This window comes from Vibrio aerogenes, assembly GCF_024346755.1.
Classification (GTDB): domain Bacteria; phylum Pseudomonadota; class Gammaproteobacteria; order Enterobacterales; family Vibrionaceae; genus Vibrio; species Vibrio aerogenes.
This window is the reverse complement of the sequence record NZ_AP024861.1, coordinates 2,185,665-2,208,890: the sequence shown is the minus strand read 5'-3', so window position 1 is coordinate 2,208,890 and position 23,226 is coordinate 2,185,665. Positions and strand designations below refer to the sequence as shown.

Here is a 23,226-nt window from a genome sequence, read left to right as displayed (position 1 = left end):
AAATATGTACAGACCCCGTAAAGTGAATGGTCTTGAGGAGTGGCTGGACCCTGATGGTATCAAAATATATACCATAGCAGCGGATGGGCAGCCGGTTGTTTTTCAACCATTTCACCAGCAGTTAGCGGTGGTGAAACAATCACTTGATCAAGACTGGGAACATACCGCCGCTTTTGTCATTTTTCACCGGGGAGCCGGAAATCTGCATTATCTGGTACTGAGCTGGTGGGACAATGATAATGAATTATTTACTTCGGTTTCTGTTGAGCGGGATGGGGTATGGCACACAGACCCGACGCAGTATTCATTTTGTCTTTATGATATGGAAGTGATGTGGCGGGAGCGTAACCTGTACATTGATACGATGGATTGTGCGGAGCCCTCTCTGGAGGCATATCGCAGGGCAAGATAATTCCGGGTGATCTGAATCCGGCATCCTGAGCTTACTTGAGTATATTCAATGATTATTTGTATATATTTAATCATGTCTCTATATGATCTGATTTTCGGGAAAATATGTTCGATTGAACCGGTTTCATTGTATGATTTTATTTCTTAAGAACCAGATATAGTCAGAATATATTTATAAATATAATAATTAAGATATATTAAATTGATAATTGATATTTTTATTGTTTGACCACCACATTTAATTTATTTTTTGAGTAAAATAAATTAAATGTGGTGATTGTCAGTTATTTTACCTGTCATATTTATCTCAAATTAAATAGCATGCTGTCAGGTATGATCGGATCTTATTTTATATCCGGCTCTTTTCTGAGTTTTCCTTGTGGCGAAGCACTGACTCCTGAATTCAGGGATATCTCATGTATATGTGTGATCCGGATTGTGTTTTTTTCTGCTTGTTACATCATTTTGTTATATTGATTCCAATATTTCTGGTTATAAAACTATTAATTTTTAATGAGTCAGTAATTTATATTGTAATTTCTTTGAATATAAGTAATTTAAATAAATCTCGGTGTTCTGTTTATCGATATACCAGAGTGATATACATATGATTAAATAAAATAACAATGCCTGAATAAACGGAATTATACATATTCACTTTATTCAGGCGGTTCAGAAGTTAAGTGAGTAACGGAAGTCCGGTCATGTTTTCAACATTAAAAAATAAAGTATTGCTTGCCACCCTGTGTTTAATATTAACGATTTCAGGTGTATTGACCTGGAATGGATATCATCAGTTTAATACCTTTAATCGTGAGGAATCAGTTCACAACCAACAGATGAAAGCCGCCCTGATCGCGGCTTCGCTACAGGAAAAGTTACAAGGCTATTTTGCCGCACTGCATACTTTTGTTGTGGAAGTCAACGAGGATCATGAGTTTAGTGACACGGATGCTGTAAACCAAGCGCTGCGTGCATTAAAAGCGACTAATCCTCATATTCAGGCGGCGTTTGTTGCACTCAAAGATGGTCGCTCGTTTGAAAACGGACGCTTTTATCCGGGTTTTAATGCGCAAAAGCTGCGCAAAGAGTGGTATATCCGGGCCTTTGCCGGCGAAAAAAACATCATTACGAAAGCTTATTTTGGTGAAGGCGAAAAAGAAGATGTTTTTGCGCTGGCAACACCAGTGATGAAGCACGGGCAGCCGGTCGCTGTTGTGGCGATTACCCTGAAAGTCTCAATGTTCAGTGACTTTATTACAGGGCTGACTCCCGGAAATCAGGTGTTTGTGTTTGATCAGTCCGGCTATATTGTTTCTGCGCCTTCAAATAAATTGATTGGTCAGAATATTCATCAGGTCCGGCCGGATTACAGCCGCTTCAGCACGGCAAATGCGGTGTTGTCTTATCAGGTCGGAGGACGGGAAGCGCAGGCGGTGAAAAGTCAGTTGTCAGGTCAGCCCTGGTCTGTCGTCACCTATGAATGGGCTGATGAAGTCACTCAGCCAAGTGCGGACATGCTGCAGGCTTCCTTACTGATCATGCTGGTGATTGTGATTGTTGCTTTAATACTGGCTTACTATGGTGTGCACACGTTAATTTATCTGCCGGTTGGTGGCGAGCCGAAAGCCATCTCTGCGATGATTTCCCGTCTGGCTGAAGGTGATTTAACGCAGGTCCCTGTATCTGACAGTCATTCAGGCAGTATTCTTGACTCGATTGTACTTTTACACCGTAAAATCTCTACGATCATCAGAGAGAATCTGGAAATTTCCAAGAGTGTATCTGTGGCTTCCGGTCGTTTGACAGATGTGATGAACCGGGCTGCGGTCAATGCAGAGGAGGAGCTGAGAGAAATCGAATCTGTGTCAACCGCAATCAGTGAGTTATCCAGCACCTCTCAGGAAGTCAGTTCAAATGCTTCAATGGCGGAAGAGCGGGCGCAGACCGCAATATCCAGCGTTCAGCAGGGACATCATGGGCTGGATAGTGCGATTCACTTGACGGAGATGATCGATCATTCGGTCACTGAAACAGCAGACATGATCGAAAAACTCAGAGAAGACGCAGTGAATATCGGTCAGGTGACCGGAGTGATCAGTGATATTTCCGAGCAAACGAATCTGCTGGCGCTGAATGCTGCCATTGAAGCGGCCCGTGCCGGTGAAATGGGGCGGGGCTTTGCGGTGGTTGCCGATGAGGTCCGGGTGCTGGCAGCGAAGACGCACAGCTCGACCCAGACAATTCAGGAAATTATCAATCAACTGCAGATTCAGTCCGAAATGGTGAGCAATAATATGGTTGAGAATGTGAAAGTGATTCAGCAGTCTGTGGCACTTTCCGGTGAAATCAAAGCTTCGTTTGATGCCATTGTCGGTTCAGTGCAGGATATTTCGGAAGTCAATACTTTGGTTGCGACAGCATCAAATGAGCAGTTTAGTGTGACCGCAGATATTGCTGAAAATGCGACCAGAACGTTTGATCTGGTCAGTCAGAATGTCGGTGCAGTTGGCAAGACACAGGAAGCGGCACAGCATTTGTCTGATCTGGCTGAAAGACAAAAATCATCGCTGGCTTTCTTTAAGCTCAATGATGAATAAAAACAGCCTCCCGGAGGAGGCTGTGGGGGTGACTTAAAAACGGTAAGGTGTTTGCCGTTTTATGAGCGCTGGTAGATTAGTAAGTGAAGGTATCACTCCATTGCTCTGCGCCCGGACCGGGCATGAAAATCTGACCGGTGCCTTGTGAAAAGCCGTAAAAACGGGCAATCACAGTTGTTCCTGACTGGTAGTGATTTAATGGATCAACATAAGTATAGGTGACTGAGCCATCAGCGTTTTGCACAGAAGTCAGCGCACTTTGTACCAGGAAGTTGCCTTCATTCATGCTATGACGGGCAAACAAACGGACTTCACTCATGGCCTGAGGGAAGGTGACCTGATAAACCACTTGTCCCTGAGCATTTTTTGAAATGCTGGTCGCTTGTGGCTGATGCGTCGTACTGTCGTTGCCTGAAGAGGCTGAATCATCAGATGTATTACCGTTGTTTTGGCTGTCCGTCGTTGATGAACCCGCAATATCTGAATTAAAGCTGTGTGCCGGTACATTCACTGAAGTACCATCGGAGAAGTGAACGGTTTCTGGTTTATCGGTAAAGTTGTAAGCCAGATAGGTTTTTACGCCATTGTTATCAAATGCCACCGCCGCAGGATTATCTGCCGTTAATTCACCCGTTCCTGTAGCCAGATGGCCCAGTGTCTTAAAGGTATGAATCCATTGGTAAGTGTGTGCTTTGGTTTCACCGCCTTCAGGGGTGTAGTTCATATTCATGCTATTGAAATCATCAACGGCTGCATCACCGTCAGTCATTGCCAGAATATTCCACCAGACATCACGCCATTGATCATTGCCCAGACCCGATGGTTTGCCGTTTGATGACTGGCTCAGGCCGAGTTTGACATAGTCTGCAAGGTAATCTGCATATTCTCCGACATGGAAAACCAGCGGGCTGAGTGGCAGTCCCTGAATGCCCAGAATATGTGCATATTTATTACTGAACCAGGTTGAGAATACCGAGCCGTTACCCCAGATGATAGATGTTGTCATCTTATTGTAATCGCTCAGGAAGTTATCGCGGTCACCGGTATATCCCCGGAAGCGATCGATATTATTCCAGTATTCCCAGTAACTGCTGGTGGTCGAGGCGTGCAGATACATCCCGCGGTCAACCAGATCCTGTTTGTGTGTCGCCAAACCATATAGCACGATAGCACCATAAGCATTGGCAGCTTCAGAAGTGGACTCGTTATTGTTCCCCAAAGCAAAGTTTGCGTGACCTGAAGCCCATGAGAAGCCATTGGCCGGGTCAAAGTTGCGTGCATACGGGAACATTGGATCGTTACGGCCAGCTGCGTAATCACGAATCACCATTTCGATCATCGGTCCCCACTGTGAATCACTACACCAGTTTGCATCGACCCGGCAGACTTCAGCAGCAGCCCGGACAAAATAGCCGTAGTGGAAGTGGTGGTCATTCAGCTGCTGGTGTGCACCGAATGACTCATCCAGCCCCAGCAATGTATTCCAGGTTTTGTCATAGTAGAAATACTTGTTGATATCCAGAGAACCACTGGTGTTGGCGCGGAACCAGTCTTCCAGTTCGCCTTTCAGGAATCCGACCAGACGATCCGCACGTTGAGTCAGGCCTTCATTACGGGCAATTGCTGCCAGTTCAGCGACTTTGCCGTAGTTTTTGCCTGACCAGTAAGTATCTGTTGCGGTATTCCACGCAGCTTTGCCCTTATTCAGGAATTCATCGATCAGTTTTGTCAGTGTTGCTTTGTCATAATCTCCGATGCCGGATGGCAGTGAAGGCAGCACACCAACGAACGGAATGGTATAGGTAAAGTCGCTGGTTTTAGCAAACTTGACCATACCACGGGCGCTGCGGATTTTATAATTGCTGACGGGCTGGGAAGAATTCTTCCAGTTCATTGGCAGCATACCGGCATACGTGGTGACAGGCTGTCCCTGTGCATCCAGATAATGGTGAGTGACTGAAACCATATTGGTGCTGTGGTCAACACTGTAGTCAATATTGACTTTACTGACGCGGTGATGCGCCATCGCTGCAAAGTCGGCAATCATTGTATCAGATGGGGTTTGATCACCGGAAACCGGTAATAATGCAACGGCAAATTTACCCGATGTATTGATCAGGGTGATTGCATTGCTTTCAGGGTGTGCAAATGATGTATTGCCTTCTCCGGTGACAAGGAAGTTATTGCGGTTACCGGCAACGTTTGTTTGTACGCCCAGTGTATCGGCACTCTTATAGAAAACAGATTTTTCATTGGTGTTGGCGGAGTGTGTCCGCAGAACCAGCTGACCCTGGTACACATTAAAATAGACATAAGGTGAGCCATGAACAAATGTGGCTTCCATGATCACCTGACCATTTTGTTGCCATTGCGCAGTGGCTGTGCCATCACTGAAATCTTTCAGGTTTGCGGTCATGTTATTGAACGCTGTGTTACCGATCGCAATACCGTCAAATACTTCATCTAAAGGTGCCGGAATGGTATAGGTTGCACTAATTTCATTGGTGGTTTTCAGCCCGGCAGGAATGCCCATCATCCGGACCCCTTTTTCTGAAATACGGGCTGTGATGGGATCAGGCGTAATATAAGCCGATTTGGTATTGTCGCCTGTTTTCATTTCACCATAAAAGGAAAGAGAACCCCACCAGCGGTGAGTTGCTGTTGGTTTTTTTGCTGCCTCATCAACAAGGTGGGGATAGATGGGTGTCGGTGTGCCGATTGGATTACAGCTGCTGACACCAGGAGAAACGACACCGGCGTTGCCGATCCAATAGCCGTGATCCTGAGTACATTTATAGCCTTTTGGGTTGATAGTGTCCGAAATATTTCCTTTCCCATACTGCATCAGGCCAGCAAAGGAAGGGCCGGAAAAAGAGACAAAAAGTGAAGCGGCAATACAAAATGCAATGTTATGCAACTTATGCTTTTCTTTGTTGTTATTCATAATGACCTCATATGTAGAATAAAATTATCAGTAAAACAGCCGGATCATGGAGATGAGCGGCTAAGTGACTGATAACACATATATCTGGATAGACATGAATCAGGAAAAATTCACCACCAGATAAAAATAAACAGAGTCAGGATTTACAAAGGTTATCGTGCTTTAAAATATAACTTTACTCAAGATGAAAATTCAGGGTTTTATAGTATTCATGCGATGCTGCTCATAAAAATCTCATCACTATTAATAATAATATTATTATGTTTATTTTTTAAAACTTTACTTTTTTTATTTATTTTTGTTATTTGTATCATTTTAAATATATGATTTTATGTGATTTAAATAATATTTAATTGTTGGTGTATTTTTATTTATTTTTTTTATTATATTTATCTTTCTTGCTTTTTGACTGATGTTTCGCATTTTCTTTTGAAGGTAATTGTTGTGTGGCGGGTATTTTGACGTCGCAGAAAATATCGGAATGATTTCAATAGCGGTTCCTGAACAGAGTATCTTCAGGCTGTTTGGGTATCATCTCATCCGGAAGATTGACTGCCTCTGCTGGTGACTGTGACTAAATCAGATCTGAATCATGCTTCCTGATTTGTTTTTTAAGTAAAACCACCTATTTTTTATAAAGATAGAAACAAAAAATGAATGTACTTCTGTAGTCAGCCGGAAGCATAACAAAAGCGTGAATCAAGACATGGCTGACAGTTGTCGGCGGGACGTCACTTTCTTCACTGGAGAATTCGCTTTGAACCCAAATCGTGATAAAGCTTTACTGATTACCGGTACCCGGCCTGAAATTATCAAAATGGTGCCTTTGTACCATGCTCTGAAACAAGTGATGTCCGTGACCTGGTGTCACACCGGGCAACATGATGCGTTGGCCGGACAGACTTTTTCCTCATTTCATGTGACGCCCGATATCGTTTTCACCCGGCCGGCCGGCACCCGGCTGCCCGATTTACTGGCCGGGCTGATTCTTAACATTGGTCAGGTCCTTGCCGGTGAAAAATACGATGCGCTGCTGGTTCAGGGAGATACCTGTTCAACACTGGCCGGTGCGATTGCCGGATTTTATGAACAGGTACCACTTATCGGGCATATTGAAGCCGGATTACGTTCAGGAGATTTGTATCATCCGTTTCCTGAAGAAATGAACCGGATTTCAGTTTCCCGCTATGCAAACCGGCATTATGTGCCGACAGCACAGGCGCGCAGGCATCTGTTGGATGAAGGGATCACAGATGAATCCATCATCGTTACCGGAAATACGGTGATTGATACCCAGCACTATTTAATGGAACAACAACTCATTGACACAGCTAAAGAAAATAAAGTGTTAGTGACTTGCCACCGACGGGAGAACTGGCCTTATATTCAGACCATTTGTCAGGCCATCGGGCAATTGTCCGCACGCTGTCCGGAACTGGAGTTTGTTTTTTCCGTCCACCCTAATCCTGATATCAGGGATCAGGTGTATGAATTTTTTGCCGGAAGTGAAGTAGTCCGGGTCGTGGATGCACTTGATTATATTGAATTGCAGAAGGTGTTGGCGAAATCTGTGCTGGTGATGACGGATTCTGGTGGTATTCAGGAAGAGGCACCAACTTATGGCGTCAGAATTGTTGTACTCCGGGAGACGACGGAACGGCCTGAGGTTCTGGATCAAGACAGAGCCGTACTCACAGGCGCATCTGATATTGAGCGAATTCTGGATGGTGCAGCACAACAGCTGATGCGCGGTAGTTATTCTCTGAAAGATAATCCTTTTGGCCACGGTGATGCTTCTGAGCGGATTACGGAAGACATACTGAGGGCATGCCATGAATCTGTTTGATATTTTTGTTGTTTATCTTTACGGGTTGAAATATGTCTTGGTTGTCGTGATGGCAATTATTGCCGTGTTCAGTATCGATGATTTATTTATTGATCTGGTTTACTGGTGGCGGCGGATATACCGCTATGCGACGGTGTATAAAAAAAATCCGCGCACTGTCGCCAATCAGCTGTTTACGAAAGATGAACAACCTTTGGCGGTGATGGTGCCTGCATGGCAGGAACATGGCGTGATCGGCAAAATGGCGGAACTGGCAGCATCCCGGCTTGACTATGAAAATTATCAGATTTTTATCGGAACTTACCCGAATGATCCGCAAACCCAGCAGGACGTTGATGAGGTTTGCAGTATGTACCCCCACGTGCACAAAGTGGTTTGCAGTCGTCCCGGCCCGACCAGTAAAGCTGATTGCCTGAATAATATTGTGGCATCCATCATTCAGTTCGAGAAAAAGGCAAAAGTTGAATTTTCCGGTTATATCCTGCACGACTCAGAGGATATGATTTCGGCACTGGAGCTGAGGCTGTTTAATTATCTGCTGCCGCAAAAAGATCTGATTCAGTTGCCGGTTTATCCGTATATCCACCACTGGCACTATTTTACCCAGAATCATTATGCCGATGAGTTTGCCGAAATGCACAGTAAAGATGTTGTCGTCCGGGAAGCACTGGCGGGGCAGGTGCCAAGTGCCGGTGTGGGCACCTGCTTCAGCCGCAGAGCGGTTTTAAGACTGTTAGTCGAAGGGGATGGTGTCGCGTTTGATATCCGTTCCCTGACCGAAGACTATGATATTGGTTTCCGGCTGAAGCAATGGGGCATGAGTGAAATTTTTGTTCGTTTCCCCGTCGTGGATTTAAACCATGAGACGCTCAGGGAAAAAGCCCGTGGCGTCTCACAAAGTGAGGGGAATGTGATTTGTGTCCGGGAGTTTTTTCCGGACACGGTTTCTGCTGCAATCCGGCAGAAATGCCGCTGGATCATTGGCATTGTCTTTCAGGGGTTTTCTACCCATAAATGGACAGATGACCTGGCTGTAAATTATTTCCTGTGGCGGGACCGGCGGGGTTTTTTTAATAATGCGATTGGTTTTATTGCCGTATTGCTGCTGGCACAATTGATCGGATTAGAGATGTATCATCTGCTTGTGCCTGATTCCTATAACTTTCTGGAATTGTTCATGGATAGCACTGTGGTGTTGATTCTGGCAGGGATGAATACATTTTTTTTCTTCAACCGGGTTTTACACCGGTTTTATTTCGTCAGTCAGTATTACGGCTATTTTCAGGGATTGCTCTCTTTTTTCCGCATTTTCTGGGGCGCCGGGATTAATTTTTTTGCCAATTTACGGGCGATCCGTCAGGCATTGAATGTCGGTAACCTGAACCGGCTGAACTGGGATAAGACCACCCATGAGTTTCCTTTTGTCGAAACCACTGCGCGCAAAACGCCATTAGGTGCCGTCCTGCTCAAAGAACAGGCGATTTCAGAGCTGGCGCTGGAGCAGGCGATTCTGACCAAGCCTGATTATCAGTTGCTGGGTGGCTATCTGGTGCAGTGTGGCTTGATTTCTAATGAAGTGATGAGCCGGGCCGTTGCCCGTCAGAGCCGGGCTGAATTCATTGATTGTGACCCGTTTCAAATCAGTGAGTCAGTGTTGGCTCTGGTGCCTAAAGATTTGGCGGTGAAGTATGCTGTGTTGCCACTGTTTGTTGATGAAAATGAAGTGCTGGTTCTGGGCCGGGAACAGGCACTGAGCCCGGTCGCGGTCGCATCCATTCAGCGCTGGCTGAAACGGCCGGTCCGTTGGGGCATTACCCGGACCGGGGCGGTGACTCTGGGCATCAGGTACTGGTATTTTGGTGACCAGTCAGCGAATCCGGATGATGAACTGGCAGAGGCAGTCGCAAACAAGCAAATCTCACAATGGGCCGCAGAAAAAATAAAGGATAAGTTTTTTGCCACCCGCTGTCAGTTGGGGGCTTGTCTGGTCTCTGCTAAACTGCTGGATACGGCGGTATTAAATCAGGCGATTCTGGCCTATGCGAAAGTGAAAGAGACCAATATCGGTGATTTTCTGGTCTCTTCGGGTTATCTGACACAAGCGGAGCTCGAACGGGGGATTTATCTTCAGAAAAAACAGCAACTCAGTATTGCCGAATTAATCAGCCGGGAATTGAAACAGTCATGAAAATTGCAGGCAGAAAAATAGGTTGGGGATGTTTTCTATGTATGCTGTCGTTGCAGGCTTTTGCTGTGGACGATATTTATCATGGTTTGACCCAGTTCCGGCAATTCCGGGTTTATCCTTATATTGATAAAGCCTTTGCACTGGAGAACCGCCAGCAATACCGGGCAGCACAGGCGGAACTGGATAAGGCGCTTGAGATTGAGCCCGAGGCTGTCGGCTTATTGCAATATGCCGTTGAACTGGGCATTAAGATGAAATTACCGGAAGAAGTTTTACTCCGGCGACTGAATAAAATTCCGCAGCCATACCGTAATCAACCTGCATTTCTGCTGGCAATGGTATCGGTCAGGCATGGGCGTTTGATATCCCCTGAATATCTGACATTACTGACCAAAGACTTAACACCAAAACAGTTGAGTGAAATCTATTTAACCAACCTGTATGCACTGGAGAAAAAGTCCGGCGAGCAGGTGGCTTTAAGCTGGAGCGAATCTTTTCCGGAAACAATGAAAACAGAAGCAGTCTTTCGTTATCAGGCCCATGTGTATTTTAAAATGAAGCATTATGCACTGGTGATTGGCGACTTAAGACAAATTCCATCTGCTCATTTGACAGGCAAAGATAAACTGACGCTGGCGCTGAGTTATATCGAAACCGGGCAGGAACAGGCTTACAGAAATATGTTAGTGAATTCCGGCTTTTCAGCTGAAGAGATCACTCAGCTGAAACGACGCTACATTGGTGCGCTGGTTTATCACGGGCGGCAGAATGCCGCCAAAGCAGCACTGCTCGATCTGAAAAAAATTACATCACTGACCGAAGAAGAAGAATCTCAGCTGGCCTATATCTACAAGGCAGAAACAGAAGCGGGCAGGCAGGCAGCATTAGAGGCATCCTGCCTGGCCCGCGTGGAAATGCAGTTACAGGCAGAAAATACAGCGCAGGCTAAAAAGGAATTGTCTGGCTGTGATTCCGGGGAAGAAACCGCCCGCTGGATGAATTATGTGCAGATTTTGGGGATGTTCCCGTTGCTGGAAAACGTCCGGTTCAGCGGACAAAATGAGCAAACCAGACATCGCTTACTGACCGATTATTATGCAGGCCATCTCCGGTGGCGGCAGATAATTCGTTTACATTCTTCTTCTGCATCCGTTGAATCTCAGACGCAGGTTGCCACTGCGTATTCTCGCCTGAAGCGTTACCGGCGCGCTGCACAGACATGGATGAAACTGTTTGAGCGGACCGGACAAATCTCATATCTCAATTTAGCCACTTACCAGGCCGAAAATCTCAGAGATAAACTATTGGTCAAGTCATTGTTTGATCAAGGCATCCAAATCTCAGGAGATGCCTTGTTTGCCAGCCCGGAACTCAGCGACAGGCTGGCCGGGTTGATCACAGATCATCTGACATTGTTTGGCCCCGGCGAAGTCGACCGGCTGAATGCGCGGCTGACCGGTCATGCGCTGTCTCCGGCGCTCTGGGAACGTCAGCATTTGTGTGAGCGGCTGTATGGTGCCTCTTACAAAGCGCCGTTCCTGATCAAAGCTCAGGCGTTTTGTCTGGCGGACTCTGATTTAGAACAGGCGACAGCGATGTATGAGGAGGCCGCACAGCAGCAGGCACACCGTGAAGATGGAATCACACTGGCAGTGTGGCATTCATTGCTGGGGCGTTATTAGGCGGCTCAGCCGTACTGGGATGCGCTGGATATGGCCGTGTCCACGGAAGCGCAGCAGTATTTGCACATCCGCTCCCTGCTGGAAAATGACCGGATTGATGACGCTGAAGTGTTGTGGCAGCAATATCATCAGCAAGGGTTACGCTGGGAATTGCTGGCGGCAGAACTGGCTGCCCACGGGGATGACGACCCACTGGCATATCAGCGTTATTACGCGGTATTTACCGCTTATGATTCCCCGCTGGCGACACGCTGGCTATATCATCATGCCGGGGATGATGCTGAGCAGTCGTCAATGCTGACAGAGCAGATACTGGCCAGTGACGACAAAGTGCACAGTGCAGCAGAAGCGGCGTATGCAATGAAGGTGACAGATCCGCAGCAGGCTGAGCGATTATATCAGCGGGCCGCTTATACAAAACCTTATATAGATGATAGCTATTTTCATTCGGCTTATGCTGATGTTGCAAAAGTCAACGGCAACAAACGTCTGGCTCAGGGGTTGTACCATGAGAATATTGACCGGCTGACAGCGCAGGGGTCTGCAAATGAAGATTTACTGGCTTACCAGCAGCGTGCGTACCGGGATCTGGATGTGGGCTGGAAGTTTTCAGTTGAAGGCTGGGTCGGGCACAGCCGCGGCGCCAATGCACCGGGTCTCTCCGGGCGTGCCGGTGATTATTTTGTCCGGGAAGAAGCGAAATATTTTATGGATGCGCCGCCTTTAACAGACAGCGCGTTCTTTATTGCCATGCAGCACAGTCAGGTCTTTGATTCCGGAGCCAATGACTTTTCGTCATCAGAGTTAGATGCCGGTTATCAGTTCAGGTTGATTTCGGATCTGAGTTATTATTTCGATACAGGTGTGCAACAATCACTGAATTCTGAATCCTATACACATCCTTATATCCGTTTGAAAGCTGATGTTTTTTCCCGCAATGACTGGAGTAAAGCGTGGCAGCCCGATCCGGATTCGTGGCTGTATCATCAGCTTTATTTTGATGCAGTCAGTTACCTTGACGATATTTCGGACTATACTTTATTTAGCCGTTACTCGCTTGGCAGAACATTCAAACTGCGGGAGAAAAACCGGCATCGCCTGACGCCATATCTGTTTGCACAGTGGGGGAAGGTCAATCAACAACAATCCGACGAGAGAGTCGGAAGCGGGATCAGTTGGCGCTGGGAATTTAACCGGGACCTTTACGAAGGTTACGGTGTCATTGCAGATCTGGGGGTAGAATGGCAGCATCTGATCGATCCGCAGTCCGGACAAAATGGCGAATCGTATTTACTACGCTTTTCGTTTTTCTTTTAGTCTGGGGAACACAGGCCCGCGGTGAAACCACGGGTATTTTTTATCAACCGCAAAACAGAGACCAAAGCGTCTCAATCCGTGAGTGGCAACAACTCTTCAGTCAAACTGATCGCTATGGTCTGAAAGAAATTGTGGCTCAGTGGAATCAATATGGCACAGCACAGTTTAACGGACCTGACGGATGGCTTGGTCAGGTGCTCGATATCGCTATCAGTGCTGACAAAACCATTTGGCTGGGCCTTTATTCCGATCCGGATTATTTCACGCATATCCATCAGTCTGACCTGACTGATCAGCAGACTTATCTCGAAAGTTACCTGATGCAGGTCAACCTGAGTTATCAGCGCTGGCAGGGATGGATAGAGAGCCGTGGGGCCTCAGTGAACGGTGTTTATTTACCGGCAGAGTTCACGGACTATGATTTTTCACAACCTGAGCAGCGGCAAATGCTCAAAGATGTGTTGACCCGTTTTATTGCTGATTACCCGATACCTGTTATGGTCAGTGTTTACTGGGCAAGTCAGATTCCGTTTGAGCAATTCAGGGCATGGGTCCGGGAGCTTGAAAGTATCGGACTTACGGTCCTGATTCAGGATGATCAGGGGGCCAACATTAATCAGTTTCCGGATGGAGAAAATCCCTACAACAGTCTGGAATGCTCTTATAACATGATTACAGAAATTTATAAGCAGGTACGGCCGTATCCGAATTTTGAAGCCCGTCGTTTAACCAAGAAAGAGTTCAGGGATCGGGTCAGTCTGCGTGAATGTCATCTGAATTATCTCTTCTCATTGCGTTATCTGCCGGTGAGTAAGAATCCTCTGGCGTTATAGTTTTTGGCGTTATAGTTTTTTGGCGTTATAGTTTTTTGACCGGGGGCTTTCGGGCCCGGTCAGCATTTTGGGTCATTCCAGCACTCATTTGGGTGAGTCCAGCACACTGAAAGAAGCTTCCGGATTTTTTCAACCGGAGGCTTTTTTATGGTTTGTCATTTATCAGCATGTTTGGCGGTGCAAACGGATTGATGATGGGATGACTCTGCCTGCCAATTGATATCAACTTGTTGATTTCCTGTTATAAATATGCGATAGATTGATTATGTGTCCGGTAAATTATCGGGGTGTGCCGGATATCACTGCAATCTACACGTATCCCTTCTCTATAACCTATACACTGATAAGGAGTATCAATGTATGAAGAACGCATTGATGATCAGAACCAAAGCAGTTTATTTAAGTGTTGCTCTGGTCGCACTGGCCTGTGTCATGATTTATACCGTGGTGCAGGCTTTTGTGCTGCCGGTGATTCAGCAGGAAACCGAAGAAAAAGAACTGACAAGAGTTCAGGGACTCGTCAATGAAATTCGTGCTGAACTTGACGCTGGCGCTGTGCTGACGAGAAACAGTGCTGCACTGGCTGAGACTTTACCGCTGACAAGTCAGGATTTTCAGAATTTCCTGCCGCATATGATTGATCAGTTTGGTAATCAGAAAATTGCCGGAGGCGGTATCTGGCCTGAGCCGGGAGCGTTTCAATCTGGTGTTGAGCGGTATTCTTTCTTTTGGGGAAGGAATGCTCAGAATCAGCTTGAGCTGATGAATGACTATAATGTGCCGGAAGGCCCTGGCTATCATCATGAAAGCTGGTATACCGTTGGAAAACGTCTTTCGCCGGGCCAGTGTGGCTGGTCAGAAGCATATACCGACCCGGTCAGCGGTACGGCGATGATCACCTGTACGGTTGCGATTCACCGGGATAACCGGTTCTGGGGCGTTGCAACAACAGACCTGATGTTGACCGGGCTGGACCGGATGCTGCATCAGATGAATCAGTCTTCTGGTGGCTTCACTTTTGTGCTGGGCCCGGACAATCAGATTGTCAGCTTTCCGGACTTTCGCCCGGACAGCCTTGATATGAAAAAGCTTGCTTCTGTCGCCGCAAAAGAGACTGCTTTGAATCCTTTATTGAAGGCGGTTCAGTCCGGTCAATCCACCAGTTATCTGCCAGAAGGTGTGATCAGCGGAGATGAAGCGATTCTTTCTTTGATTCCGATGCCGGATTATGGTCTGAAAATAGGGATGCTTTTGCCTTCTCAGGTGATGATGAAGCCGGTTGGGGAAATGCGCAGCAGCCTGTACCTGACCGTGATTCCGATGTTACTGATTTTTGGGATCGTGCTGGTACTTTACGCACGTAAAGTGATGAACTGGATTAATGAAACCAGCCGGCAAATCCATCATCTGATTCAGGGTGGCAGTGCTGCAACGCTGGAAATTCATCAGCGGGATGAGATTGGGTTACTGAAAGAGGCGGTGAATGATTATGGTCAACATCTTCACAGCCTGATGGTTCAGATTGCCGGAGAAGCCGATCATGCTAAACATCATGCCGGAGAACTGCATGATCTGGCTTATGTGCTGAGCGAACGTTCAAACCAGCAACTGAATGACAATACGACGCTCGCCAGTGCAATTACTGAAATGGCCGGAAGTGCTGAAGAAGTGGCGCAAAATACCCGCCGGACCTCCGGCATGGTGGATCAGACAAGGACGCTGATTGTTGAGCGTCAGGCCGCCGTTGCTGATAACCGGCAGGCCAGTGAGAAGTTGTTAGGTCAGTTACAGGACACCGTGAAAATCATTCAACAGCTTTCGGATGATGCCGGGCAAATGGGCAGTATGCTGAATGTGATCAAAGAGATTTCTGAGCAGACGAATTTACTGGCACTGAATGCGGCCATTGAAGCGGCACGTGCAGGGGAGCAGGGCCGGGGTTTTGCGGTGGTTGCTGATGAAGTCCGGACACTTGCCGGCCGATCTCAGGGTTCAGCATCTGAGATTGAAAAAGTGATTGAGCAACTGCGAAGCTCAGCGGTACATGGTGTGGAGACCGTGACATCTGCCCGGACATTATCGGAAGAGAGTGTGGAGCGGTCGAAACAGGTCTTTGATGGATTTAATGAAATTCTCGATGTTTTCAGCGATATTTCTGAACATTCAACGCATATAGCGCAGGCCGCAGGGCAACAGGCAGATGTCAGCCATGAAATACATCAGCTTGCTGAGGGAATCCGGCTGGTGAATGAAGAGAACGTCAGCACGGCAAGGCAGATGACAACCCTCAGTGATGTGTCAAAGCAATCGGCAGATCGGTTGCATGAGCTGAGCAGCCAGTAAGATCAGGTTCTGCAAACCGCTCAAGCTATCCGCTTGTCGTTGATGCTTTTCATCGATGCTTTTTATCAAAGAAAAGGTTATTTATAAAGAAAAGGTTATTTATAAAGAAAAGGGGCCGGTGATTTCACCAGCCCCCCTTTTTTATTCAGATTATTCAGAGATATTTTAAGCAAAAAGAAAATCAATTTACTTTTTTCAGCCAGTGATGTTTATCTTCAACTTCACCAGACTGGATAGCACACAGGCGTTGTCTTAACTGACGGGTTTTTTCCCCGGTCTGGCCTGAGCCAATGGTGTATTCTTTATCATTGTGGATAAAGGTGCCAACCGGTGCGAGGGCAGCGGCAGTCCCTGACAGTGCTGCTTCGGCGTCTGGCCGGGCTGAGCGCTCAAGTAACTCGTCAACTGTCAGGTCTTTTTCGACCACCTGAAGGCCGCAGTCTTTCGCCAGCGTCAGAATCGAGTCACGGGTCACACCGTGAAGGATGCTGGTGTCCAGAGATTTTGTCAGCAATTCATTGCCCTGAATGAAGATAAAGTTGGCAGCGCCGGTTTCCTGAACATGTCCGTCAGGACAGAACAGAATCTGATCAGCCTGATATTGTGCTTTGGCATCCAGAATCGGGCCAAGCGCACTGGCGTAGTTGCCGCCGGATTTCACCATGCCCATGTGTGGGGCAGAACGCATGCCGTCTTCTTTCAGCAAAATGCGCAGCGTGGCAGAGTCACCACTGAAATAATCGCCAACCGGAGAGACCAGCACATACAGTAAAGATGATGCTGACGGGGATGCAGCGGCACCAATTGCAGCCTCTGAACCGATGTGTACAGGGCGGATATACATTGAGCCCGGAGGCAGCGGCACATCATCAGCAAAACGGGCGACTAAGTCAGTAATCATCTTAAACAGCTGATCTTCGTTGACTTCAGGCAGGCGCAGTAAGCGGCTGGATTGTGCCATTCTCTTGACATTGGCGTCCGGGCGGAAAATGAAGACGCTGCCATCCTTATGGCGGAAAGCTTTCAAACCTTCAAAGCAGGTGCTTGAGTAGTGCAGCACGTGTGCTCCGGGATGTAATTCCAAACGGTCCGACGGTGCGAATACCGGCTCATTCCATTGTCCGTTTTCAAAAGATGCAATGACCATTTCAGGTAAAATATTTTTTCCGAATGCAGCCATGGGTTATTTTTACTCCTTATCAATTTGACCTTATACCCAAGATAACCGGAGTTGCAGCAAGGTGAGCAGAAGAAGCCCTCAGGTTCTGATCACCTGAATTATAGGGTAAGAGAACGCTGTGAACCTGGCTGAAGCTATAAATATGAAGGGTATTTCAATCTTTTATAACATGTTCATTGGTATTTATCGATACTTATGTTAGAGCGTATTTATCTTTCATGACTTTCACTGCCTGTTCTGACCGGCAATGTCACCAGAGGCTGAGAAGATATGTCAGGCGTTGGATGAGACAAAAACCGGCACGGTGGACCACTGTGCCGGTTGCTTAGAATTTCAGAAACACCTGAATTTGAGAAACGACTGAATCTCAGAAACAACTGAGTTTCGTCTGATCAGTTAACGCCAGACATAAGGTGGTTTCACCGTTACATCATTGATGGACGAGTCACCATTCCAGCTGTCATTCACCAGACCATAGAAGAAATTGGAAGACTTATCTGAATAATATTCCAAATCTCCCAGGAGTGTGACGTTACCGCTGGCAGTTTTATCACCAAACCATCCCATCGGATAGAAAGTTGATTTCACAGTAGCGCTGTCTTTTACGGTGAACGTGTGATACCAGGAATAAGGCATATTACTTTCTGAGCCCAGGAGTGTCAGAGCGCCTACAGTACTTTGACCACTTACATTACCATGGATGATGGTCGCGTGATCTTCAATACGGCTGTTGCCGGTTACTGTACCGCCCAGGACCGTTGCATACGGGCCGACGAAGACAGACGATGGTGTGTTTGTCGTCGCGCAACCACCGCCGTTATTGTGCCGGACTGTGCCTGAAGGACAGGCATCTCTGTTGCCGGATTTAAATCCGTCCGGCCATGCTCCCTGAACCTCAACCATGTATGGATAACGGTAAATCGAAGGATAAGGCGTGCCATCTGATGCGTGTCTTGCCCAGAGGATTTTTTGATACTGAGACGGTGTTGCCATCACCACCAGATAAACTTCATCACCAGCGTTAATGATTATTGAAGCCTGGTTGTCTGAACCACGCTGAATGGTACTGTAACGGGGTGAATCCAGACGGGTGTCGGTGGCAACCAGTCCCCATCGCCAGTCGGAATTTGCATTTTGCTGAACCACGCCACGGAATTTGACCGTTACTTTTGTTGCACCGGATTCAGGATAAAGGCGGACAATATTATATCCCCAGCGCTGCGGTGCCCAATAATAAGGTGAGACAAAGCGGTGATTCGTTTTCCAGTCTGAATTCAGCGTTTCTAATTGAGTCAGTCTTAAACGCCGTTGTGTATTCGCTCCCGGAGCCTGATCAATTGCGCCGTAAGCCTGTCTGAAAAATGCGCCCCGGTTGGTGCCGTTGATATCAAGATAATCCCAGGTGACATTATGCATCGCCCAGTCACCGAACTCATCATTCAGTCTCTTGATATCCCATCCCTGATTCTGCATCAGTTTTTGCCATTCGTCCTGATTCGTTGCCGCAGCTGACCACATTTTTCCGATGACGCCGATGCCAAACTTATCTTTCACGTACTCCATAAACTGCCAGTTACAGTAACGGGTCCGGCTGTTTCCGTAGTGGAGGTGAGGTGTGTTGACTAACATTTCACTACAGTGGACATTATCAGGAAATACCTGATGTGCCATCCAGTTTGCATGGCTTTCATAAATCCAGCATCCGCGGCCATTACAGCCAGGAAATGCAGTGGTCATAAATTGTGCGCCATGGGCAAACTCATGTGCCAGTCCCCACTTGTCTGAAGCTGTTGCCGGTCCGACCCACATTCCCATCAGGCGATGTCCGTTTTTAAACCAGCCACCGCCGGTCAGCCCGAAATCGTTCCCGAAATGGACAGTTGCTTTAAATTTCTGACTGGATTCACAGTAAGGCTCTTTAAATTTGACCCGGCCAAAATAAGCTGTCCAGATGGTTTCGAGTGTATTGAGTGCCGTCCGCGCTTTGGATGTATCAATATTGGTGCCGTCGGCCCAGTAAGCAGCAAAGTGATCACTTTCCAGACGGAGTGGCTGACCGGTGTCTCCGGTGGTTGATGGTGTTTGCCAGGAGCCGCTGACACAGGAATAAGTATTTGCCTGCTCATACGCCCCCTGCCAGTCTGAAGATAAGCTGGCTGCATATGAATCAGCTGAAGAAGATGTGTCTGATGAGCTTTGATCTTCGGTGGAGGCCGGTGTTGCAGAGAATGCGTTTGAATTGACAAGTTGACCATTGCTGTCTTTGTATTTAATCCAGAACCAGTATGGTGTGCCATTATGAAGATTTGATGCAGTATAAGCATGTTTGGAGGAGGACAGACTGGTCAGGCGTACACGCCCGGCGGGATTGCTGTCAGTGTCGTAATAGACCTGATAAACAGAGCCTGTTCCGGCATCACTCCAGCTCAGACTGACCTGGCTGTCTCCGGCATGACCCGTCAGTGAAACGCCGGCATGAGCCGCGCATACCGGTACCGTAGCGACGATGGCCGAGAATACCGGTATGAGTAATTTGTTGCTGCTTTTTTTCATTCGTTTTCTCCTGAAACCTGTGTCTTCAGGTTATATAGGGATATTTATTGAAATTGACATAAAAATAACACCACCATTGTCATTCGCTGATAAAAACAATCAATCAAATAAGATTGTTGCTCTGTTTCCTTCATTCAATAAATGGAATTACAAATGGAATGCCATAATAATTATTTTGCATATTTATATATGCTTTATGATTTTATTTTATTATTGATAAGATAACCATGGCACGGGCGACATATGTTTATTGAATTAATAATATAATGAATAGTTGTGGGTTTAACTACTGACTGTGTGGGGTATGTAATACTTTATCGGATTTATCTTACTGTATTTACGGTAAATTATTATGATAACAGGCCATATTTCGGTGATGTTATCCGTATCTTATACTGTTTTTTAGAATTGCTATCATGAATTATCAGATTATTTTTCAGATATTTGATGTTGATCCAAATAATTCAATTCATGAGGTTTTTGTGATTTTTTATTTTTTTTAGTTATTTTATCTTGAGCTGTTTTTCGTTTGGGTGTTTATTGTTAAGTGGCCGGTTTTCTGGCGGCCTGGTTTCAGTCCCGTAAAATATCACTGAGTACGGCTTCTTCAGGTTGTCTGGGTATATTTGAAATATTGATGCGTTCATTTTAATGAAATGCCGGAAAATAGGGTCATGATTTTCAGAGCAACTCATCTGGCCCTGAAAGTCCGTCCAGGTTTGAACATACCAATAGCCCACTGGATATATACCGCCTGATGAGTCATCGGTTTGGGGTGAAAATTACTTTGATTTATATCAAGTCTCATGAGGTTTTTTAATTATCAGTAAGGGAGAGTTCTACACTTACAGTGATGCGGGAAATGATAGACAGGAGGGTAAAATGAGCTTAATCCCACGTGACTCATGGTCTGATTTTCATCGTTTTTTTGACCATGCATTTCCATCCATACGATCCATGTCCGGTGCCGGAGTTTTCTCACCCAAAGTCGATGTTCTTGAGAAAGATACGGCGTTTGAAATCATTGCTGATTTGCCGGGTGTTGATAAAAAAAACATCTCGGTGACATGTCGTGACAGCACACTGACCATTGAAGCATCAACCATAAGGAGCGAAGAACGTACCGATGAAGATAAAATCATTCATAAGGAGCGTTTTGAAGGTAAAATTATGCGCACCTTTAATCTGAGTGACAATATTGATCCGAAAGATATCTATGCTGAATTTGAAGATGGTGTATTGGTGGTGGTGGTCCCTAAGATGGAATCAACCAAATCCGGAGAAGCATACCATGTTGAAATCAGCTGATGAAATGACATGCTTCCTGTTAAAAAGCGGTTTTTACGCCGCTTTTTGTCATTGAACGGGGAAGCTCTTTTTTTAATCCCGGTTTTCCGGGCTTGCCTGAAGGGTTCCCGGAATCGCATTATATTTCAGAACTGATTCGATAAGAGCGCGGGCAGCATGGTGTGCAAATCCCATAAAATAAGGAAAGTGATTACGGACCAACTGACGCTCAACAAAGCGGTTTTTACTGATCATAAACCGAATCATATAATTGATGTTCAGCGTATAAAGGGGGTGATTACTGCCCTGACTGAATCCCTGAACCAGAGCATGAAATAATATTGAAACTTCATTGTGCGTATGTTCCCTGCTGCGATTAAAAATTTCCAGAAACTTAAATTCATCAGCGGGCCGGACCTGAAACTGGTAATAGCAGTTTTTTTGAATGTGATCGCTCAGTGAAAAGGTAGCGTCTAAAAGTTCATAACCAGAATATGTCATCTCTTTGGGCATCATACAGACCTTTGTTGCGTAGCAGACTTTATCAGGGATTATCTCGGTATCCCGGCTCATCGTTTTGTGGATGACCCGGTTATAACAGCTGCAGAACGTTTGCAGGTGAAATTCATGCAAACATATCAACAGATTCCGGATCATATTCTACGCATTCGCTCAGACTGATGTTGCTCAAAAATAGTGAGATTTACTGTAATCTCAAATGAAACAGAATGTCAGAAAAGTATGACAACCCCACATGGTATTACTGAATAAAGCAATCCGGCTGCTGCAGGGCCATCTCAACTGCATGTATCAACCGGGACAGGTCTTCAGCAGGCGTCATGTATGGCGGCATCATATAAATAAGTTTACCAAACGGACGTATCCAGACACCATGACGGACAAACAGGGCCTGAATTTTTTCCATATTCACCGGACGAACGGTTTCAACCACGCCAATGGCCCCCAGCCAGCGGACTTCTTTGACCATCGTATATTGTTTGAGTGCCGGCAGTGAACGGGAGAAAAATGCTTCAATGTTTTTGACCTGAGTTTTCCAGTCACCCTGTTGAATGAGATTCATACTTGCAGATGCCACTGCGCAGGCGAGGGGATTGCCCATGAACGTCGGACCGTGCATAAAACATTGTGCTTCACCTTCGCAGACTGTCCGGGCGATATGCTGTGTGGTGAGTGTCGCTGAAAGAGTCATGTAACCCCCGGTCAGTGCTTTACCGATGCACAAAATGTCAGGTTCAATGCCTGCATGCTCAGAAGCAAACAGTTTTCCGGTTCTGCCAAATCCGGTGGCAATTTCGTCCAGAATCAGCAAAATACCGAATTCATCACATAGCTTGCGGACCTCAGACAAAAACTGTGGGTGATAAATCCGCATCCCACCTGCCCCCTGAACGATAGGCTCAAGAATGACGGCAGCGATGGTGGTGTGATGTTTTTCCAGCCGGGCCCGGAAATCATTCAAATCATCCGGATCCCATGCCTCCCGGAAGCCGGTTTGTGGCGAACTGGCAAAGAAGTGCTCGGGCAGAAAACCTTTGTAGATTTTGTGCATGGAGTTATCCGGATCGGTGACAGACATGGCAGCAAATGTATCCCCGTGATAGCCGTGACTCAGTGTCAGAAAATGAGGACGTTTCTCGCCCCGGCTGTGCCAGTATTGCATGGCCATTTTGAGGGCCACTTCTACAGCGACTGAACCGGAATCGGCGAGGAAAACCTGGCTCAGGGACGGTGGTGTCAACGCAACGAGTTGTTTGCACAAAGAGACCGCCGGTTCATGGGTCAGTCCGCCAAACATGACATGGGACATCTTTTCCAGCTGGGCCGAGGCGGCTGCATTGAGTGCCGGATGATTGTAGCCGTGAATTGCAGACCACCAGGAAGACATGCCATCGATGAGTGTTTCGCCGCTCTCTAGACAGATTTTATTCTCAAAGGCTTTGGTCACGGGGTAACAGGTTAGCGGATTGATTGTGGAAGTGTAGGGGTGCCAAATATGATTTCGGTCAAATTCCAAGTCTATA

At 46.5% G+C, this 23,226-nt stretch carries 14 protein-coding genes; 9 read left to right on the top strand and 5 right to left on the bottom strand.

Annotated elements, in window-relative coordinates:
- Positions 1 to 4 precede the first annotated feature (4 nt).
- Positions 5 to 412 carry a hypothetical protein gene (locus OCV29_RS09770; protein WP_073601908.1) on the top strand — a complete coding sequence of 136 codons (408 nt, stop codon included), beginning with the start codon at positions 5 to 7 and terminating at the stop codon, positions 410 to 412.
- A 703-nt stretch (positions 413 to 1,115) separates the two neighbouring features.
- The gene (locus OCV29_RS09765) at positions 1,116 to 3,011 is read left to right on the top strand and encodes a methyl-accepting chemotaxis protein (RefSeq protein ID WP_073601897.1); all 1,896 of its coding nucleotides are present in this window, start codon (positions 1,116 to 1,118) and stop codon (positions 3,009 to 3,011) included.
- A gap of 76 nt (positions 3,012 to 3,087) precedes the next feature.
- Here the strand turns inward: OCV29_RS09765 and OCV29_RS09760 are convergent, their stop codons facing one another.
- Positions 3,088 to 5,955, bottom strand: a complete 2,868-nt coding sequence (locus OCV29_RS09760) for a glycosyl hydrolase (protein WP_073601898.1) — start codon at positions 5,953 to 5,955, stop codon at positions 3,088 to 3,090.
- 757 nt (positions 5,956 to 6,712) lie between these two features.
- On the opposite strand from OCV29_RS09760, the gene wecB reads away from it, so the two are divergent.
- From wecB to OCV29_RS09730, 6 genes are all read left to right on the top strand, one after another.
- On the top strand, positions 6,713 to 7,801 hold the full coding sequence (gene wecB / locus OCV29_RS09755; protein WP_245796757.1) for a non-hydrolyzing UDP-N-acetylglucosamine 2-epimerase: 1,089 nt from the start codon (positions 6,713 to 6,715) through the stop codon (positions 7,799 to 7,801).
- Positions 7,788 to 9,989, top strand: coding sequence for a glycosyl transferase family protein (locus OCV29_RS09750; RefSeq protein ID WP_073601900.1), 2,202 nt, complete (start codon positions 7,788 to 7,790; stop codon positions 9,987 to 9,989). Before wecB ends, OCV29_RS09750 begins: the two co-directional genes overlap by 14 nt.
- Positions 9,986 to 11,671 carry a hypothetical protein gene (locus OCV29_RS09745; protein WP_073601901.1) on the top strand — a complete coding sequence of 562 codons (1,686 nt, stop codon included), beginning with the start codon at positions 9,986 to 9,988 and terminating at the stop codon, positions 11,669 to 11,671. The genes OCV29_RS09750 and OCV29_RS09745 overlap by 4 nt, the downstream gene beginning before the upstream one ends.
- Positions 11,672 to 11,701: 30 nt before the next feature.
- Positions 11,702 to 12,988: an NfrA family protein gene (locus OCV29_RS09740; protein WP_073601902.1), complete on the top strand. Its 1,287-nt coding sequence runs from the start codon at positions 11,702 to 11,704 to the stop codon at positions 12,986 to 12,988.
- A complete protein-coding gene (locus OCV29_RS09735; RefSeq protein ID WP_073601903.1) occupies positions 12,913 to 13,821 on the top strand; it encodes a DUF4434 domain-containing protein in 909 nt (302 codons plus the stop codon). The genes OCV29_RS09740 and OCV29_RS09735 overlap by 76 nt, the downstream gene beginning before the upstream one ends.
- Before the next feature lie 360 nt (positions 13,822 to 14,181).
- On the top strand, positions 14,182 to 16,164 hold the full coding sequence (locus OCV29_RS09730; RefSeq protein ID WP_073601904.1) for a methyl-accepting chemotaxis protein: 1,983 nt from the start codon (positions 14,182 to 14,184) through the stop codon (positions 16,162 to 16,164).
- 181 nt (positions 16,165 to 16,345) lie between these two features.
- Here OCV29_RS09730 and OCV29_RS09725 read toward each other — a convergent pair whose 3' ends face one another.
- Positions 16,346 to 17,344: a branched-chain amino acid aminotransferase gene (locus OCV29_RS09725; protein ID WP_073601905.1), complete on the bottom strand. Its 999-nt coding sequence runs from the start codon at positions 17,342 to 17,344 to the stop codon at positions 16,346 to 16,348.
- A gap of 396 nt (positions 17,345 to 17,740) precedes the next feature.
- On the bottom strand, positions 17,741 to 19,897 hold the full coding sequence (locus tag OCV29_RS09720; RefSeq protein WP_261887311.1) for a DUF6055 domain-containing protein: 2,157 nt from the start codon (positions 19,895 to 19,897) through the stop codon (positions 17,741 to 17,743).
- Between the two features lie 882 nt (positions 19,898 to 20,779).
- Here OCV29_RS09720 and OCV29_RS09715 point away from each other — a divergent pair.
- Entirely contained in the window at positions 20,780 to 21,205 is a 426-nt protein-coding gene (locus tag OCV29_RS09715) for an Hsp20/alpha crystallin family protein (RefSeq protein ID WP_073606073.1), read from the top strand.
- Between the two features lie 72 nt (positions 21,206 to 21,277).
- Here the strand turns inward: OCV29_RS09715 and OCV29_RS09710 are convergent, their stop codons facing one another.
- Together OCV29_RS09710 and bioA are read right to left on the bottom strand one after the other, a co-directional pair.
- Positions 21,278 to 21,700, bottom strand: coding sequence for a hypothetical protein (locus OCV29_RS09710; protein WP_139281713.1), 423 nt, complete (start codon positions 21,698 to 21,700; stop codon positions 21,278 to 21,280).
- A gap of 244 nt (positions 21,701 to 21,944) precedes the next feature.
- The gene (gene bioA, locus OCV29_RS09705) at positions 21,945 to 23,225 is read right to left on the bottom strand and encodes an adenosylmethionine--8-amino-7-oxononanoate transaminase (RefSeq protein ID WP_073606078.1); all 1,281 of its coding nucleotides are present in this window, start codon (positions 23,223 to 23,225) and stop codon (positions 21,945 to 21,947) included.
- Between the last annotated feature and the right edge of the window lies 1 nt (position 23,226).